This is a genomic window from Paenibacillus sp. BC26, from assembly GCF_900116125.1.
Taxonomy (GTDB): Bacteria; Bacillota; Bacilli; order Paenibacillales; family Paenibacillaceae; genus Paenibacillus_Z; species Paenibacillus_Z lignilyticus.
In genome coordinates this window covers 1-17,617 of the sequence record NZ_FPAD01000004.1, presented here as the reverse complement: position 1 = coordinate 17,617, position 17,617 = coordinate 1, and the positions used below count along the sequence as shown (strand labels likewise).

14 protein-coding genes are annotated in these 17,617 nt (G+C 53.3%); 13 read left to right on the top strand and 1 reads right to left on the bottom strand.

All coding sequences use genetic code 11. From position 1 onward, the window contains the following. The first annotated feature begins 17 nt into the window (after window positions 1-17). From BM412_RS23765 to BM412_RS23725, 9 genes are all read left to right on the top strand, one after another. Entirely contained in the window at window positions 18-1,040 is a 1,023-nt protein-coding gene (locus BM412_RS23765; protein ID WP_091223991.1) for a LysM peptidoglycan-binding domain-containing protein, read from the top strand. An 84-nt stretch (window positions 1,041-1,124) separates the two neighbouring features. Further along, window positions 1,125-1,556, top strand: a complete 432-nt coding sequence (locus BM412_RS23760; RefSeq protein ID WP_091223989.1) for an SRPBCC family protein — start codon at window positions 1,125-1,127, stop codon at window positions 1,554-1,556. Between the two features lie 229 nt (window positions 1,557-1,785). Next, window positions 1,786-2,070, top strand: coding sequence for a hypothetical protein (locus BM412_RS23755; RefSeq protein ID WP_091223987.1), 285 nt, complete (start codon window positions 1,786-1,788; stop codon window positions 2,068-2,070). 184 nt (window positions 2,071-2,254) lie between these two features. Next, the gene (locus BM412_RS23750) at window positions 2,255-6,445 is read left to right on the top strand and encodes a choice-of-anchor I family protein (protein ID WP_091223985.1); all 4,191 of its coding nucleotides are present in this window, start codon (window positions 2,255-2,257) and stop codon (window positions 6,443-6,445) included. A gap of 144 nt (window positions 6,446-6,589) precedes the next feature. After that, complete coding sequence (locus tag BM412_RS23745; RefSeq protein WP_091223983.1) at window positions 6,590-7,957, top strand: acyclic terpene utilization AtuA family protein; 1,368 nt, start codon at window positions 6,590-6,592, stop codon at window positions 7,955-7,957. Window positions 7,958-7,962: 5 nt separating this feature from the next. Beyond that, a complete protein-coding gene (locus BM412_RS23740; RefSeq protein WP_256256558.1) occupies window positions 7,963-8,340 on the top strand; it encodes an AtuA-related protein in 378 nt (125 codons plus the stop codon). Window positions 8,341-8,361: 21 nt separating this feature from the next. Then, entirely contained in the window at window positions 8,362-9,504 is a 1,143-nt protein-coding gene (locus tag BM412_RS23735) for an acyl-CoA dehydrogenase (protein ID WP_091223981.1), read from the top strand. A gap of 35 nt (window positions 9,505-9,539) precedes the next feature. Further along, window positions 9,540-11,084, top strand: a complete 1,545-nt coding sequence (locus BM412_RS23730) for an acyl-CoA carboxylase subunit beta (RefSeq protein ID WP_091223979.1) — start codon at window positions 9,540-9,542, stop codon at window positions 11,082-11,084. Between the two features lie 40 nt (window positions 11,085-11,124). Then, window positions 11,125-11,937: an enoyl-CoA hydratase-related protein gene (locus BM412_RS23725; protein ID WP_091223977.1), complete on the top strand. Its 813-nt coding sequence runs from the start codon at window positions 11,125-11,127 to the stop codon at window positions 11,935-11,937. Between the two features lie 82 nt (window positions 11,938-12,019). Here the strand turns inward: BM412_RS23725 and uraA are convergent, their stop codons facing one another. After that, window positions 12,020-13,291, bottom strand: coding sequence for a uracil permease (uraA, locus tag BM412_RS23720; RefSeq protein WP_256256557.1), 1,272 nt, complete (start codon window positions 13,289-13,291; stop codon window positions 12,020-12,022). A gap of 224 nt (window positions 13,292-13,515) precedes the next feature. On the opposite strand from uraA, the gene BM412_RS23715 reads away from it, so the two are divergent. From BM412_RS23715 to BM412_RS23700, 4 genes are all read left to right on the top strand, one after another. After that, complete coding sequence (locus BM412_RS23715) at window positions 13,516-14,304, top strand: NUDIX hydrolase (protein WP_256256556.1); 789 nt, start codon at window positions 13,516-13,518, stop codon at window positions 14,302-14,304. A gap of 77 nt (window positions 14,305-14,381) precedes the next feature. After that, window positions 14,382-14,936, top strand: coding sequence for a cysteine hydrolase family protein (locus tag BM412_RS23710; protein ID WP_091224613.1), 555 nt, complete (start codon window positions 14,382-14,384; stop codon window positions 14,934-14,936). A 73-nt stretch (window positions 14,937-15,009) separates the two neighbouring features. Next, window positions 15,010-15,846: an ammonia-dependent NAD(+) synthetase gene (nadE, locus tag BM412_RS23705; RefSeq protein ID WP_091223973.1), complete on the top strand. Its 837-nt coding sequence runs from the start codon at window positions 15,010-15,012 to the stop codon at window positions 15,844-15,846. Between the two features lie 6 nt (window positions 15,847-15,852). Then, entirely contained in the window at window positions 15,853-17,295 is a 1,443-nt protein-coding gene (locus BM412_RS23700; RefSeq protein WP_091223971.1) for a nicotinate phosphoribosyltransferase, read from the top strand. Window positions 17,296-17,617 lie beyond the last annotated feature (322 nt).

Here is a 17,617-nt window from a genome sequence, read left to right as displayed (position 1 = left end):
GGGTCTTAAGTATAGTAATGTTGGTGGTCTTATGGACAAGCTTTCCCGTCATGACGAACACGCAGGGTTACGCAGAAACAGAATCCTTTAGCAGCGTTTCGTACAACATAAAGCCCGGCGATACGTTATACGGCATTGCCAAGAAGTTTTATCTGACAGGCGATTATGAGCAGGTGGCAAGAACGAACGGGCTGGATCCGAAGGTAAGCTTGAAAGCAGGGACGGCGCTCAAGCTGTCGAACCCGCTGGTGCTGGATCAATACACGGTCAAACAAGGCGATACCTTGTATGCGATTACGAATCATTATTTCAACCGCGTCTACTACATGAACGCGTTGATGGCGTACAATCACATCACGGAAGCGAATTTGAAGGCAGAGATGGCGCTGCGCGTGCCGCTGCCGGCAGGCGAACTGAAATACACGGTGCATAAGGGCGATACGTTGTACAGCTTATCGGCCAAATATTTTAATGTACAGGATTATCAGCAAATGATCGCCAAGGTGAACGGCATCGAAACGACGTCAGCCTCAATCAAGGCAGGACAAGTGGTGCAAATTCCGAATCCGTTCTACTCGATCGAGGAGTGTGCGACTGTCGCAGCACCGCAGGGGACGACGGCGGTGACTCCACCGGCCTCTGCTTCCGCTTCCGCGAAGCTGGTCTCCATTGAGATCGACATCACACGCAACAAGTTATATGTGATTGCGGGCGGAGCGGTTGAGAAGACCTTCGACATCGCAAGCGGGAAGAAGGGGTCAACTCCGACCGGGAGCTTCGAGATTATTACGAAGATCAAGAATCCATGGTACATGGCCAAAGAAATCCCGGGCGGCGATCCGAAGAACCCGCTGGGCAGCCGCTGGCTTGGGCTGAGCGTGCCGAATACGCAAGGAACGAAATACGGCATTCATGGTACGAATGCCCCTTCCTCGATCGGAACGAATGCCAGCGCAGGCTGCATCCGGATGCTGAATAAGGATGTAGAATGGTTGTTCGGCACCGTTCCGACAGGCACGAAAGTGAAGATTCACGCGTAGTTCGGCAAGCCGTTGAGTAAGAATGAATGTTCTGGTAAAATGTGCTTGTTAGCAGTTACTTTACGAGTAGAGGCGGTCTTGGAAATGGGAACAGGTGCTGAGAAATTAACCGTGCAAACAGTCGTGAATTTACCCGTTGAGAAAGTTTGGAAATACTGGACCGAGCCGGCGCATATCACCCAATGGAACAACGCCTCCGATGATTGGCACACGCCATTCTCCGAGAATGATTTACGGGTGGGCGGATCCTTCACTTCCAAGATGGCCGCGAAGGACGGCAGCTTCGAATTCGAATTTGGCGGCGTTTATGACGAAGTGCGGATCAACGAGGCGATTGCTTATACATTAGGCGATGGCAGGGAAGTTTCGATTGCGTTCATCAGCCAAGATAACGGGACGAAAGTCATCGAAACGTTCGAGACGGAAACCATGAATGCCGCTGAAATGCAGCAAGCCGGCTGGCAGGCGATCATGGATAACTTTAAGAAATACGCAGAATCGGTTAACGAAGAATAGTAATTATAGAACTTGCCAAATTGCTTCGAATAGGTACCCGTAGACAGGACACTTTGAAAAAAGGTGTTCAAACTAGGGGTACCTTTTGTATACTGGGTAGAGTAGCGGTGTGCCGTGTCTGACTTTCACATATACTGAGCTTGAATAAACAGGAAGAAATCAGTGCCGTCATGGTTATACTAGTGATAAAAATATTTTTAGGGGTGAGCGTCTGAGAAAGCATAAGCCAATGCCATTTGATGAATTGCTAAAGGAACTGCAAGGACAGAAGACGATTCAGGAAGATCCGGATCATCTGTCGTTTGACCGATTGTTCAACGATTCCTTCATGGGGAAGTATTCCGGCATGAAGAGCTTCGCGGAGTTTCTCGAGAAGGGCAATTTCCAAGTGGAAAACCACGAGGACATTCGTAATATTCCCGATGAGCTGTTTGACCGTCATGTAGCCAGAGAGACCCAATTTGCGAATTGGAACGATATGCTGGATAAGGCGACCAAAGAATCCGCGAAATAGGGATGCGTTTTTTCCAATTGAATAAACGTAACAAAGTGGATAACCACGCGTAATTCAGGCATGTTCCTAAGTTTGCGGGGTTATTTTTTTACCTCTCATTTACAAAACATCCATTTCGCATTAATAGATGCTTCACATTTCTCCCCTATAATTTCAAGGACAATCCCTTTATAGGAGTGAAGACATGTTGAAGAAGAGAAATAAACAGCTATTGGCACTTCTGCTTTCAACTGAGCTTGCCGCAAGTATGCTGGCCGGAGTATTGCCTGCTTCTGCCGATCCGGCTGTTATTCAAGGAACGCCGTACGATGCCAACGGGGGGTACAGCGTCCAAGTTCCGCATGTAATCATCAATCAGTATTATGGCGGAGGGGCTTCAACCGATGGCGCTGCCGTAAGCCATGGCTTCATCGAGCTGTATAATCCGACAGATGCAAACGTGGATCTCAGCACATGGTCCATTCAATATGCCGATCGCGGAGAAACTACGAACACCACTACCGGGGCAACAGGTGCATGGGAGAAGCTGGATCTGACGGGAACGATCGCTGCGCACGCTTCGTATTTGATCCGTGGCAATGCCACGACGCTTCCTTCGATTAAACTAGCGATTGCGGACGACAAGTTCGATCAGAGCTTTACTCGTACGCTTCAGAATAAAGGGATGAAACTCGTCCTGATGAGCAATCAAGATTTGCTGGATAAAGAGGTATCGGTGAATCCGTTCGTCAATAAGCCTGCGGGTTATGTGGATATGCTGGGTACAGGCAGCAATGATAACGGAAGTGATATTAGCGGTTATGAGACGGCCTATCCTACGGGCAAGACAGTCGGTACAGGAGTCGCCGGCACTACGGGCGGTACTTCCAAGAATATGTCGCTAAGACGTGTGAATTTTGCGGACAGCGATAATAACAAGAACGATTTTGTGCAAATTACGTACGGGTCCATGGTTGCCGGTCAGCCGGAGTTAACCGCTTATGGCCCTCGCAGCGGAAATGATGGCGAATGGGGCGTTGCTCCGACGCCTCTTGTCGTTTCCACGAATGAGCTTGCTGATGGGGCAGCAGCGCAAGCATACTCGGCTGCCATCAGCGTGACAGGCGGGAAAGCACCTTATCACTTCAGCGCAACAGGATTGCCTGCAGGCCTGGCAATTGATGCTGCAACAGGCGTCATTTCCGGAACGCTGGCCTCAGACGCGCCTGCGATGAACAATGTGGAAGTTATCATTACGGACAGCGCATCGACGCCGCAGACCATAAGCAAATCCTATGTCCTTCATGTCAATGAAGCGATTCCGGATACGTTGACGATGACGAGAGTGGGCTCCTTTATTGCCGGTGCGCCTAACGGGGACGGCGGCGTTGCGGAGATCGTGAAGTACAACCCGGAGAATCATAAGTTCTATTCCGTCAACGGATCCAGCGATCCCGCGACACTGGATATCGTATCCTTGGATAACACGGGAAAACCGGAAGCGGACGCGACCTCGATCAATATCGAAGAGGTTGTTCAACAGAACTTGCCCGACTTCGAATACGGTGATTTTACGAGTGTGGATATCGATCTGAAGAATGATTTGGTTTACGCCGCCATTCAGGAGAAGACGTATACGGACAACGGAGCGATTCTCGTATTTGATTACGACGGCAAATATGTCACCTCCTACGAGGCAGGCGTACAACCGGATATGATCAAAGTTACGCATGACGGCCGTTATGTATTAACAGCGGATGAAGCCGAGCCGCGTTTAGCCGGCGCTGATCCGGAAGGCAGCGTGACAATCGTCGATCGCGTGAACAACGTGACGAAACACGTGAAATTCGACGATGTCAGCGTCATCGATGATCGGGTTCATCTTCGCGGCACTGCAAATGAGGCGGGTCTCATTACCGGTCCGGCTGCATCGAAAGAAGCGGCTAAGTATGATTTGGAGCCGGAATACATCGCATTGTCTGATGACGAGAAAATAGCCTATGTATCTTTGCAAGAGAATAACGCGATAGCGACGATCGATATTGCCAGCGGAACGGTAACGGCGGTTACCGGACTTGGCTATAAGGATTTGAATCTGGCCGAGAACTCCCTCGATTTGGTGAAGGACAGCAAGATTAAGTTCGAGAACGTGCCGTTCAAAGGCATGTTCATGCCGGATGGCATCGATACGTACACCGTGGACGGAGAAACGTATTTGTTCACGGCGAACGAAGGGGATGCGACGGAATGGCCGGGCAGAACCAATATCTCTACGATCGGCGGCCTTGTGAAAGGCGGATTGACGCCTACTTCGGAAGCAGCTACTTTCTTAGCTGGCAAAACGGTAGGCGGCAAAACAGCCTATGACAGCGTAGAAGTACCAAGCGATATGGGACCGGATGGCGTTTACTTATATGGCGCTCGTTCCTTCTCGATTTGGAATGCGGACAGCTTAGAACCTGTCTTTGATAGCAAGAATGATTTTGAGAAAATTACAGCACAACGTCTTCCGGCCTATTTCAACTCCGATCATAAGGAGGTTGCTTTTGATAAACGAAGCACGAAGAAAGGTCCGGAACCGGAGTATGTGAAAGTCGGCAAAGTGGGCAGCAAGGCATTGGCTTTCATCGGCCTTGAGCGCGTGGGCGGTATCATGACGTACGATGTGACGAACCCGCAGACGCCTGCTTTTGTTAATTATACGAATACACGCAACTTTGGAACGTCGGATCTGCAAGGCGACATCGGTCCGGAAGGTCTGGAGTTTATCCCCGCAACGGCAAGTCCAAGCGGAATGCCGCTTCTTCTGGTCGCTCATGAAGTAGGCGGTATGATTACGGTGTATCAGCTGAATGTGGACAAAGTGACATTGAATGCGAAAGAATTGGCGCTTAAGGTTGGCGGTTCGACTTCGCAGTTGACAGCTACAGTAGTCCCCCATGCTGAAAATGGTGCCGCGACGGTAACTTGGTCATCATCGGATGCAACCGTGGCTGCGGTAGATGCAGCCGGTAAAGTTTCGCCTCTTAGAGCGGGAACGACTGTCATAACGGCACTAAGCGCAGACGGCTATGGCGTAGCGGAAGCGGCAGTTACGGTTGCGAGTGCGGATGCGCCTCCAAGCAGTCCGGTTACGGGCCCAACCGCGCCGCCTGCCACTGGACCTGTTGTGGATGGAACTAAAGTGACGACGGAAGTGAAAGCAGTTACGGATGCTTCGGGCAAAGCGACGGCGGCCGTAACGGATAAACAAGTCGAAGAAGTCTTGTCCAAGCTGGCGGCTTCCAATTCGGCAGGTGCGAAAGATATCATTGCGATCAAAGCCGTAGCCGATGCGAGTGCCAAGGAGACGGCGGTGACCTTCTCGGCAGCGGCGATGGATAAGATTTCCGGCAGCGTCGCGGATGCGCTGATTATTCAATCGGGAATCGGACAGGTGCAGCTGGATAAGAAAGCAATGGCCACAGTAGCGAATGCTGCGAGCGCAGGTGAGGTAACGGTATCCGTTGCGAAGCTTTCGGCAGAGGAACTGGCTGCTCGTACGAAGGATAATCAAGCCGCGATTGCCGAAGCGATTGGCTCGCATCCCGTGTATGATTTTAATGTAGTGTTGGATGGGAAGAAGGTATCTGATTTTGCGGGCGGCATCGTCAATATCAGCATTCCATATGTGTTAAGCGCAGGTGAGGATGCCAATGCCATCATCGCTTACTATATCGCTGATAATGGCAAACTCGAGCTGCTGCCTAATGCCAAGTATGACAAGGCAACAGGACAACTGGTCTTCTCCGTAGCCCATTTCTCGACGTATGCGATCGCCAGCAACAATGTGAAGTATACCGATACGGCATCCAGCTTCGCGAAGGACCAAATCACTTACTTGTCTGCAAGAGCGATCATGGAAGGTGTAGGCGGCGGAAGCTTTGCTCCTAAGAAGCAAGTGACAAGAGCTGACTTCACCCTGATTCTGGCCCGCGTTGCCGGGGTCGACTTGACGACGTATGAAGGAAGTAAGTTCAGCGATGTAAGTGCGGATGCGTATTATGCGCAGTCCGTGCAATGGGCAGCGGCAACCGGAATTACAAGCGGTGCAGCCGCAGGCGTATTTAATCCGAGTGCTCCGATTACAAGGGAGCAAATGGTGGCGATGATTGCGCGTCTAGCCGCAACCTTGCATTACACGCTTCCGAAAACAGTGCCGAGCGTCACGTTCACAGACGAGGCGAGTATCTCGAGCTATGCGAGAGAAGCGGTTGCGGCTGTTCAGCAAGCAGGTATCATTAACGGCAGAGCATCCGCCGGTGCAGGAAGCAGCTTCGATCCGCAGCAATTTGCTACGCGCGAAGAGACGGCGAAGATGATCAGCATTTTGTTCCAAGGGTTCATGAATCATTAATACGTTCGGTATGACAAATACCCCGAGCTGGCTTACTGCCAATGCTCGGGGTATTTGTTTATATGTCTAGCCCCCTTTTGCCCGCCATAGAATGAAGAAGGAAGATACCTCGCGATCGATTGCGATTATCGAAAGGAGGTTCGCATGAAAACAATACGGATTGGAGCGGGACAGGGATTCTATGGCGATTCAGTATGGCCCGCTATCGAGACGGCTAAGCGAGGGAAGGTGCAGTATATCTGCTTTGACAGCCTCGCTGAGCTTACGCTTGCGATTCTGCAGAAGGACCGGCAGCGTGATCCGGCCGGAGGTTATGCCGCCGACATTGGTCGTACGATGAAAGAATTGCTTCCGATAGCACAAGCGCAAGGCATCCGCATCATCACGAATGCGGGAGGCATGAATCCGCTTGGGGCGATGCGGGAAACCAAGCGAATTGCGGGTGAACTGGGCCTGACAGGGCTAAAGATAGCCGTTGTGACCGGGGACGATGTGCGCTCGCAGCTGCCCGAATTCATGCGGCAAGGAGCGGCGCTCTCCCATATGGAGGATGGCCGGGATATAAGCACCATCCAAGAACGTATCGTCTTCGCCAACGCCTACTTAGGCGCCGAACCGATTGTGAATGCGCTTCGGCAAGAGGCGGACGTCATTATTACAGGCCGAACCACCGACTCGGCACTATTTCTTGCGCCGTTAATTCATGAATTCACTATTGGGCCGGATGAGTGGGATCGTCTTGCGCAAGGGGTGTTAATGGGTCATCTTCTGGAATGCTCCGGGCAAGCTTCGGGCGGCAATTTCAGCGGTGACTGGCAGGCGGTAGCGGAGTTGGAGCGGATTGGTTTTCCTATTGCGGAAGTTCGCGAGGATTTAACGTTCACGCTAACCAAGACAGAGGGGACCGGCGGACTCGTCTCCGTCGATACGGTGAAGGAACAGCTGTTGTATGAAATTCACGATCCGGCGGCATATGTCACGCCTGATGTAGTGCTGGATCTGATGGGGGTCACGCTGGTTGACGCTGGCCCGAACAGGGTCGAGGTTTCGGGTGCGCGCGGTTCCGAACGCCCCGATACGCTCAAAGTCGTGATGGGCTACGCCGACGGCTGGCTCGGGCAGGCCATCTGGGGGTATTCGTGGCCGGATGCGCTTGCCAAAGCTCAGACTGCCGATCGGATTGTTCGCAGCCATATTGAACGGCTCGGTCTTAGCTATGAAGAAATTCGTACCGATTACCTCGGTTACAATTCCTTGCATGGACCGCTGGCAAAGCTGCCTCAGCAGGAAGAGCTGAACGAAGTGTATGTGCGGGTAGCGATGCGAACGAAGAGCAAGGACGATGCAGCCAAACTGGGCCGGCTCGTTCCGCCGCTCATGCTGAGCGGTCCTCCTGCGATGGGCGCTTTCCTTGGCGTGATGAAGCCGCGTGAGCTGCTCGGCATGTGGTCTTGTCTCGTGCAGCGGGCGTTCATCGAGCAGGGCGTGCAAGTGACGGTTGTGGAGGTGTAGCTATCGTGGCGCGTATACGCAAGCAGCTTCGTCATCTTGTGCAGGCACGATCCGGCGACAAGGGAAATACAATCAATATTGCGGTTTTCGCACAAGATGCGGCTGTGTTCGAATTGGTGAAGCGAGAGCTGACGACGGATCGGGTCAAGGCGCATTTTACCGGCCTGATCGAAGGGGAAGTCGTACGTTATGTAGTGCCTAACCTGCTGGCCATGAATTATGTTTGCCGCGCCGCGCTGGGCGGAGGCGGGTCTGCCACGCTTCGGATGGATAACCTCGGCAAGTGCTACGCGGCTAATTTGTTGCGGCTGGAAATTGAAATGGACGACGATGATGATGGTGAACCATCCGTAACACCTTTGCCGCCCGCCACCACGACTTAAGCAGAAGAGGGGTTGCTTGCGATGAACTTCGACTTAACGGAAGAGCAGGCGATGATTCGGGATTTGATTCATGATTTTGCGGATGCGGAGGTGGCGCCGGGGGCGGTCGATCGGGATCGCACCGGCACGTTTCCGGTGGAAGTCTTCGAGAAGCTTGCTAAGCTCGGCTTAATGGGCCTTCCTTTTCCGGAGCAATACGGCGGAGGCGGAGCAGATACGATCAGCTTCGCGATCGTAGTCGAAGAGCTCAGCCGAGTATGCGCGTCAACCGGCATCACGTACTCTGCGCATGTGTCGCTCGGGGGAGCGCCGCTCGCACTGTTCGGCACGGAAGAGCAGAAAGCGGCTTTCTTAACGCCGCTTTGCAGGGGCGAGTATCTCGGCGCCTTTGGACTGACCGAACCGGATGCCGGATCGGATGCGGGCGGAACCCGCACGACTGCAGTACGAACCGGGGATCAGTGGAGCATCAGCGGCTCCAAATGTTTCATCACCAATGCCAGCTATGCGCGCAATCTAGCCCTTACTGCGGTCACCGATAAGTCCAAGGGAACGAGCGGCATCAGCGCGTTTATCGTTCCAACGGATGCACCCGGATTCACCACCCACTGCAGCTACGAGAAAATGGGGCTTCACGCCTCCAACACGACCGAGCTCGTGCTCGAAGAAGTAGCGGTGCCGCAGGAGAATTTGCTCGGCAAGGAAGGGAACGGCTTCAAGCAGTTTCTCGCCGTTCTCGATGGCGGCCGAATTGGCATTGGGGCCATGGGGGTGGGCATCGCCCAAGGCGCCTATGACAAATCGCTGCGCTATGCGAAGCAGCGCAAGCAATTCGGCCGAACGCTCAGCGCGTTTCAGGCGATTCAGTTCAAGCTGGCCGATATGGCGATGAACATCGAGCTCGCCCGCACGATGGTCTACAAGGCGGCATGGCTGAAGGATCAGGGGAGGCCGTTCAAGAAAGAAGCGGCGATGGCGAAGCTTTTTGCGACCGAGATGTGCATGAAGGTATGCGATCAAGCGGTCCAGATTCACGGCGGCTACGGCTATATGAAAGAGTACGAGGTAGAGCGCTACATGCGCGATGCCAAGCTGCTCGAAATCGGTGAAGGAACCTCGGAAATTCAGCGTCTGGTCATTGCAGCCCAAATCGGCTGTTATTAGGACAGAGTCAGCAGCAGAGGGGAGTACCGAGAACTATGGAATCTTCACACGAATCGGCGAATGGCCGGCTGCAGGAGCAGATCGAGGAGATCAAGAAGGGCGGCGCCGCCAAATATCACGCGAAGAATGCGGAGCAAGGCAAACTCTTCGTGCGCGATCGCTTGAAGCTGCTGTTTGATCCGGACTTCGAGCTCGAGGATGCTTTGTTCGCCAGCTGCAACGAAGCAGGGCTGCCGGCTGACGGCGTCGTCACCGCCATTGGCAAGATTCACGGCGGAACCGTATGCGTCATCGCCAATGATTCCACGGTAAAGGCAGGCTCCTGGGGAGCGCGGACCGTGGAGAAAATCATTCGGATGCAGGAGACGGCGGATAAGCTGCGAGTGCCGCTGCTCTATCTTGTCGATTCGGCGGGGGCTCGGATAACCGACCAAGCGCTCATGTATCCGGGGCGGCGAGGGGCAGGGCGCATCTTCTACAATGAGGTGAAGCTGTCGGGCAAAATCCCTCAGGTGTGTCTCTTGTTTGGGCCATCGGCGGCAGGCGGCGCCTATATCCCGGCTTTCTGCGATATCGTCATCATGGTCGAGGGCAATGCCTCCATGTACCTCGGTTCCCCGCGCATCGTGGAGATGGTGACGGGGGAGAAAGCTTCATTGGAGCAGCTCGGCGGAGCCCGCATGCACTGCTCGGTCTCGGGCTGCGGAGATGTGCTCGCGAAGAGCGAGGAGGAAGCGATCGCGCTGACGAGACAATACCTAGCTTATTTCCCGCCTAATTTCACGGAAAAACCGCCAACCAAAGAAACCCGTCCCCCTGCCGATCTGAGAGTTCCGCTCGACTCGATTATTCCGGATAACCAATATACCCCATTCGATATGTATCCGTTCATCGACGGCCTCATTGATGAGCATTCGTTCTTCGAAATCAAACGCCTCTTCGCGAGGGAGCTCATCACGGGTATCGCTCGGATAGCCGGCAAACCGGTTGGCATTATCGCGAATCAGCCGAAGACCAAGGGCGGCATCCTGTTCCACGACTCGGCGGACAAAGCCGCCAAATTCATCAGCTTATGTGACGCGTTCCACATTCCGCTGCTGTTTCTCGCCGATGTGCCCGGCTTTATGGTCGGTACGGCGGTAGAACAAGCGGGCATCATTCGGCATGGGGCCAAAATGATCGCCGCCGTGTCCGAAGCGACGGTGCCGAAGATATCCGTCATCGTGCGCAAAGCTTACGGTGCCGGCCTTTACGCCATGGCCGGTCCGGCCTTTGAACCCGATTGCTGCCTGGCGCTGCCCTCGGCTCAAATCGCGGTCATGGGACCGGAAGCCGCGGTCAACGCCGTGTACGCGAACAAGATTGCGGAGCTGCAAGAGCCGCAGCGCTCCGAATTCATCGCCGCCAAACGCGAGGAATACCGCCAGGATATCGATCTCTACCAGCTGGCTTCCGATATGGTCATCGACGGCATCGTTCCGGCCCATGCATTGCGCAGAGAGCTGATCAAACGTTTTGAGGCGTACACTTCAAAAACCGTTACCTTCACAGAGCGGAAGCATCCGGTTTATCCGGTCTAGCGGGAGAGGAAGAAGGAGGAGAAGGGAGGACGGCATCGCCATGACTACGGAATCACCGGAGCCTCAGCCTCAGCCGCCTGTTCTCTGGGAGCAAAGCGGGCATATCGGCACGATTCGGCTCAATCGCCCGGAGAGCCTCAATGCGATTAACGAAGCGATGCTTATTGCTCTTGAGGAGCAGCTGCATCGCATTGCTTCCGATACTCGCGGAATCCGCGTCGTCATCCTCGAAGGCGAAGGGCGTGCCTTCTGCGCCGGCGCGGATTTAAAGGAGCGAAGCATGCTGACCGACCCGCTGCAGATTCGGCAGCGGATCATCCGCAGCAAGGCTGTGTTCGCCGCGCTGGAGCGATTGCCGCAGCCGACGATCGCCAAGATCAACGGCCTCGCCTTCGGCGGCGGACTGGAGCTGGCGTTATGCTGCGATTTCCGCTACGCCATAAGCAGTGCAAGGCTGGGGCTGACCGAGGTTAGCCTCGGCATCATCCCCGGCGCCGGGGGCACGCAGCGATTGCCGCGGCTGATCGGCCCGGCCAAAGCCAAAGAGCTGATTCTCACGGCGCGGCGGATCACAGCCGAACAAGCGCATCGGCTCGGTCTGCTGACGGACGTCGCGGAGAACGAAGAACAACTTAAGTCGCAATGCGCGGCGACAGCCGAAGAACTCCTTGCCAATGCCCCGCTCGCCGTGTACCAGGCGAAGCGGGCCATTGACCAAGGGCTGGACCTGGACCTCCCGTCAGGCCTCTCCCTCGAAACCTCCGCTTACGAAGCGCTTATTCCTACCAGGGATCGGCTGGAGGCGCTCGAAGCCTTCCGCGCGAAACGGCCGCCTCAGTTCACGGGCGAATAGCTCCGGCTCTTGCTTTACCATCGGACAAGAGTGAAAAAGAGGACGTCCGCATGGACGCCCTCTTCTTTGATTAACCTGCAATCTAGTCTTCAGCCAGCTTATAGACTTCAATAATCTTCAAGAACAAACTGAGCACAATGGAGGAAACCGTCGCGAGCGCCATTCCTTTGAGCTCGAAATTACCCCATTTCAGCGCAGCACCGCTAAGTCCGATGACCAGCACGATGGTGGTTAACATTAAGTTGGCAGGCTTGGAGTAATCGACCTTGGTCTCAACCAGCATGCGAATCCCGGAAGCGGCGATAACGCCGAAGAGCAGCAGCGACACGCCGCCCATGACGGCTTCGGGTACGGTCTGGATCAAGGAGGACAGCTTGCCGATGAAAGAAAGAACAATCGCGATAATGGCCGCACCGCCGACAACCCATACCGAATATACACGGCTGATTGCCATTACGCCGATATTCTCGCCGTAGGTCGTATTCGGCGTAGAGCCGACGAAGCCGGATAGAACCGTAGATACGCCATTGCCAAGCAGCGATCGGCTGAGCCCGGGATCCTTCGTTAAATCCTTCTCGACAATGTTGCCCGTTACGATCAAATGGCCGATATGCTCGGCGATGACGACGAGGGCCGCCGGCGCGATGATCGCGATGCTGGACCAGTCGAACGTCGGCGAGTAGAACGTTGGAGCTTTGAACCAGGCAGCGGCATCGAGCGTCGCTTTTACTTTCACCAGCCCAAGGATTGCTGCGAGGGCATACCCGACGATAACGGAGATCAGAATCGGAATAACCTTCATGAATCCGCGGAATAGCACGGAACCGACAACGCCAATAAAAAGCGTGACGAGGGATACCGTAATGGTAGCCGCATCAGGCGACCAATCTGCCGACGAGCCAGACTTGGCAATAAGGCCGGCCATCTGTGCTGCGGTCGGCACAAGCTCGAGGCCGATAACGGCAACAATCGCGCCCATCGCGGCCGGCGGGAATACGACATCGATCCAGCGTGTGCCGGCCAGTTTAATGATGAAGGAAACGAGCATGAAGATGAGGCCAACCGCAATGAAGCCCCCGAGCGCCGCGGAATATCCTCCTTCTGATTGCAGCACCACGAATACCGGCGAGAGGAAAGCGAAGCTGGATCCCAGATAAGCAGGGATTTTGAATTTCGTAAGGATGAGATAGAGCAAGGTACCGATACCGTTCATAAGCAGAATCGTTGCGGGATCTACCTTGAATAAAATCGGGACGAGTACGGTCGAGCCAAACATGGCGAATAAATGCTGCAAGCTAAGCGGAATGCTGGCCGCGAGTGACGGCCGTTCATGGACTTGAATGATCTTCGACAACGGATATGGCCTCCTGAAGTTAGCGAATATGATGGTTTTTGCCAAACGTAATAGTATCATAATTGGCCCAATTGAGGAATTGCATTCAGAGTCAGAAGCAGCTTGGTCTCCATGTGTAACGAATAGACAGGCTTCCCTAAGGAAACATTTACAACAAACCGCTTGACAAATATTTTAATAATGTCATAATGACAATATAAAGATTACGAAGCAGGTGATGCACCTTGACCCAACCTATTAATGAGGCTAATGAGTCCGAAGAGCTGACTTATTCCCCGCGTAACTATCGCACGCCGGACGGTGCGCCTGCGGACATTGTGATATTCACGATTACTTCGACACATCGGAATACGGCGAAGAAGTCTCTCCCGACCCGCCAATTGGAGGTCTTGCTCATTCAGCGCAAAAGCTGGCCTTTCGCAGAGCAGTGGGCTCTGCCCGGAGGCTTCTCGAAAGACACCGAGACGATTCTCGAGAGCGCGAAGCGGGAGCTGCAAGAAGAAACCGGCGTCGACAATGTTCATATCGAATATTTCAACGCCTACAGCGAGCCCGGGCGGGATCCGCGCGGATGGATGATCTCGCACGCCTTCTGCGCGCTCGTGCACGAAGGGGAGCTTGAGCATCGCAGAGCTGCCGATGATGCTGCGGATGTTCGGTTGTTTTCGGTGCAGGAGGCACTGGAGATGGAGCTGGCATTCGATCATAAGCAGATTTTGCAGGATGCACTGGGTCATATTCGCCGCAGCATGCTGACTACGGCCATTGCCAGAGCGTTTCTGCCTGAGGAGTTTACGATCGGCGAGCTGTACCAGGTTATTGAGGCGGTTGTGCCGGACTTCGTGGAACGCAACTTTATCCGCAAGATTACATCGACGCAAAGCCGCAAAGGCATTATTGAAGAAATCCGGGATTCGCGCGGCGAGCTGAAGATGTCGAATCGCTACTCTCAGCGGGCAGCACAGCTTTATCGCTTCACTGATTATGTGCCTCAGTTGTCTATATACAGCTAGGCATTCTTTTTACGGAGTTGATATTGTCACAATGACATGATTTGATTCCATGAATTCAAATAAGGAAGGTGGATATGATGAAAGCATTGGTTGTCATTGATTTCACGGTTGATTTTGTGAACGGTCGTCTACCGGTTGGTCAGCCCGCAATGGAGATCGAGAGCCGCATCGCAGCGATAACAAAGCAGTTTGCAGAACAAGGGGACTTTGTTGTGATGGCCGTAGATTTGCACGACGAGCACGATGCGCTTCATCCCGAGCACAAGCTGTTTCCTCCGCACAACATTCGAGGTACGGCAGGACGGGAGCTCTACGGCAAACTGCGAGAGGTTTATGAGACGGAGAAGGACCGTATCTATTGGATGGACAAAACGAGATACAGTGCCTTTTGCGGAACGGACCTGGAATTGCAGCTTCGGGCGAGAGGGATTACGGAGCTTCACCTGGTTGGCGTCTGTACGGACATCTGCGTGCTGCATACGGCGGTAGATGCTTACAATAGAGGCTATCAGATTGTGGTCCATGCCGATGGCGTGGCAACCTTTAATGAGCAGGGGCATGAGTGGGCGCTGGGGCATTTCAAGCATTCACTCGGCGCAGAAGTAGTGGCAGGCGATCAGCCAATCAACTAATGACCCAATCATAAATCACTCAATCACCCCCAATTGGCCCAATCACACGACTCTATAAAGGAGAGATTGAATTATGGTGAATAAGCAGCAGCAAGCAATTATCGAACACTTGCAAGTAAAACCGACGATTGATGCAGAGGAAGAAATCCGGCGTAGAGTCGGTTTTATGAAAGCTTATCTTCAGCATACAGGGGCCAGAGGATATGCTCTTGGCATATCGGGCGGTCAAGATTCCACATTGGCAGGCAAGCTCGCACAGCTGGCCGTGGACGAATATAATGCCGATCCGACAAGCAAGAACCAAGCTACCTTCCTGGCAGTCCGATTGCCGTATGGCGTGCAGAAGGACGAAGACGATTGCCAGGATGCGCTCCGATTTATTGGGCCGACTCGTACGAGTGTCGTCAATATTAAACCGGCGGTCGATGCGGCCGTGGAGCAGTTTGAGGCGGCAACGGGAGATAAGCTGGGCGATTTTCATAAAGGAAATGTAAAAGCGCGGGAGCGGATGAAGGCGCAATACGATTTGGCGGCGCATTATGGGCTGCTCGTGCTGGGCACGGATCATGCTGCCGAAGCGATAACGGGTTTTTATACGAAGCATGGGGACGGAGCCTGCGATATGGCGCCAATCTATGGCTTGAATAAGCGTCAAGGAAGAGCATTATTAGAAGCATTGAACTGTCCGGCTCACTTATATACGAAGAAACCGACCGCGGATTTAGAGGATTTGAAGCCGGGAATTCCGGATGAGGTTGCACTAGGCATGACCTACGAGCAGCTCGACGACTATTTAGAGGGCAAAACATTGCCGGTCGAGTTAAGCGACAAAATCGAAGCGCGTTACAAACTAACGGAGCATAAACGCCGCGGTCCCGTGACGGTTTATGATGACTGGTGGAAGGAATGAGGTTCTATGAATTACGACAATCTGACGCTCCATACGGATAAATATCAGATTAATATGATGTACGCGCACTGGATGAACGGCACCTTAAATGATAAGGCGGTATTTGAGCTGTTTTTCCGCAAGCTTCCGTTCGGCAATGGCTACGCGGTTGCTGCCGGGCTCGAGCGGGTCATCCATTACATTAAAGGTCTGCAATTCGGCGATGATGAGATTGCTTATTTGAGGGAGCAGGAAGAGAACTACGAGGAGACGTTTCTGCAGGAGCTTCGTGCATTTCGGTTCACGGGTAACTTGGACGCTGTCCCGGAGGGAACGATTATTTTCCCGAATGAGCCTCTGATTCGCGTAGAAGCGAGAGTGTTCGAAGCGCAGCTAATCGAAACGGCCATGCTCAACTTCGTTAATTTTCAAACGCTGATCGCTACCAAAGCTTCGCGGATTAAGCAGGTTGCCGGTGAGGACGGCCTGCTGGAGTTTGGCACAAGACGCGCGCAGGAAGCTGATGCTTCGATCTGGGGAGCGAGGGCTGCTTATGTTGCCGGCTTCCATGCTACATCGAACTTAAGAGCGGGGATGTTGTTTCGAATCCCTACCAAAGGTACGCATGCACACGCTTGGGTTCAGGGGCATGAGAGTGAAGAGGAGGCCTTTCGCAAATACGCGGAAGTGCTTCCGGATCATGTAACGCTGCTGGTAGATACCTACGATACGCTTAAGAGCGGCGTACCGAATGCCATTCATATCGCCCGCATGCTCGAGCAGCAGGGTAAACGGATGAACGCGATCCGCCTCGACAGCGGTGACCTCGCATATTTATCGCAGCGTGCGAGACATATGCTCGATGAAGCGGGATTCCCTTATGTTCAGATCATCGCATCGAATGACTTGGATGAAAATATTATTTTCAACCTTAAGGCGCAAGGGGCGCGTATCGATGTCTGGGGTGTTGGCACGCAGCTGATAACGGCAGGTGACCAGCCTTCGCTGGGCGGGGTGTATAAGCTCGTTGCTCGTGAGGGTTGCGATGGTACGTATGTGCCCGTTATCAAAATCTCAGGGAATCCCGAGAAAGTCAGCACCCCTGGGATCAAAGAGGTCTACCGCATAATTAACAGAGCAACCGGGATGGCTGACGGCGATTATATCGCACTTCGCCATGAAGAAGCCGTAAAGCGGGGAGAGGCTATAGAGCTGTTCGATCCTCTGCATCCTTATATCCACAAAGTCATTAAAGAATACGACGCTGTGCCGCTTTTGCAGCCGATATTCCAATCGGGGGAGCTTGTATATTCGATGCCCGCCCTTGAGGGCATCCGGAGTTATCATGAGCAGCAGCTAAAGTTATTCTGGCCGCAGTACCTTCGCAAGCTGAATCCGGAGATGTATCGCGTGAATATTAGTGTCGAAGCTTGGCAGTTGAAACTTGATCTCATCCAGCGTTATAGATAGTCTTACAGCAGACCCGGAGGCGCATCATGCGCCTTCGGATTATCGCTTTTATAATAATTTCGAAAAAAGACTTGCCATATGATGTCGAACCATGATATATTCTAATTCCGCCGCTGAGAGATACAGGGACGCGGTGCTCGAAACGAAAACAAGTTGAAAATAAAGCTTGCAATCATGTTTCGAAGTATGGTATCATCTGATTCTGGGCCAACAAACCAGAACATGAAATTTGTTCTTTGAAAACTGAACAATGAGCGACCAGTCAAATGGTTATAAATCGCGAAACATAACGTTTCGCAAAGCTAGTTTTTTGAATGAGCTA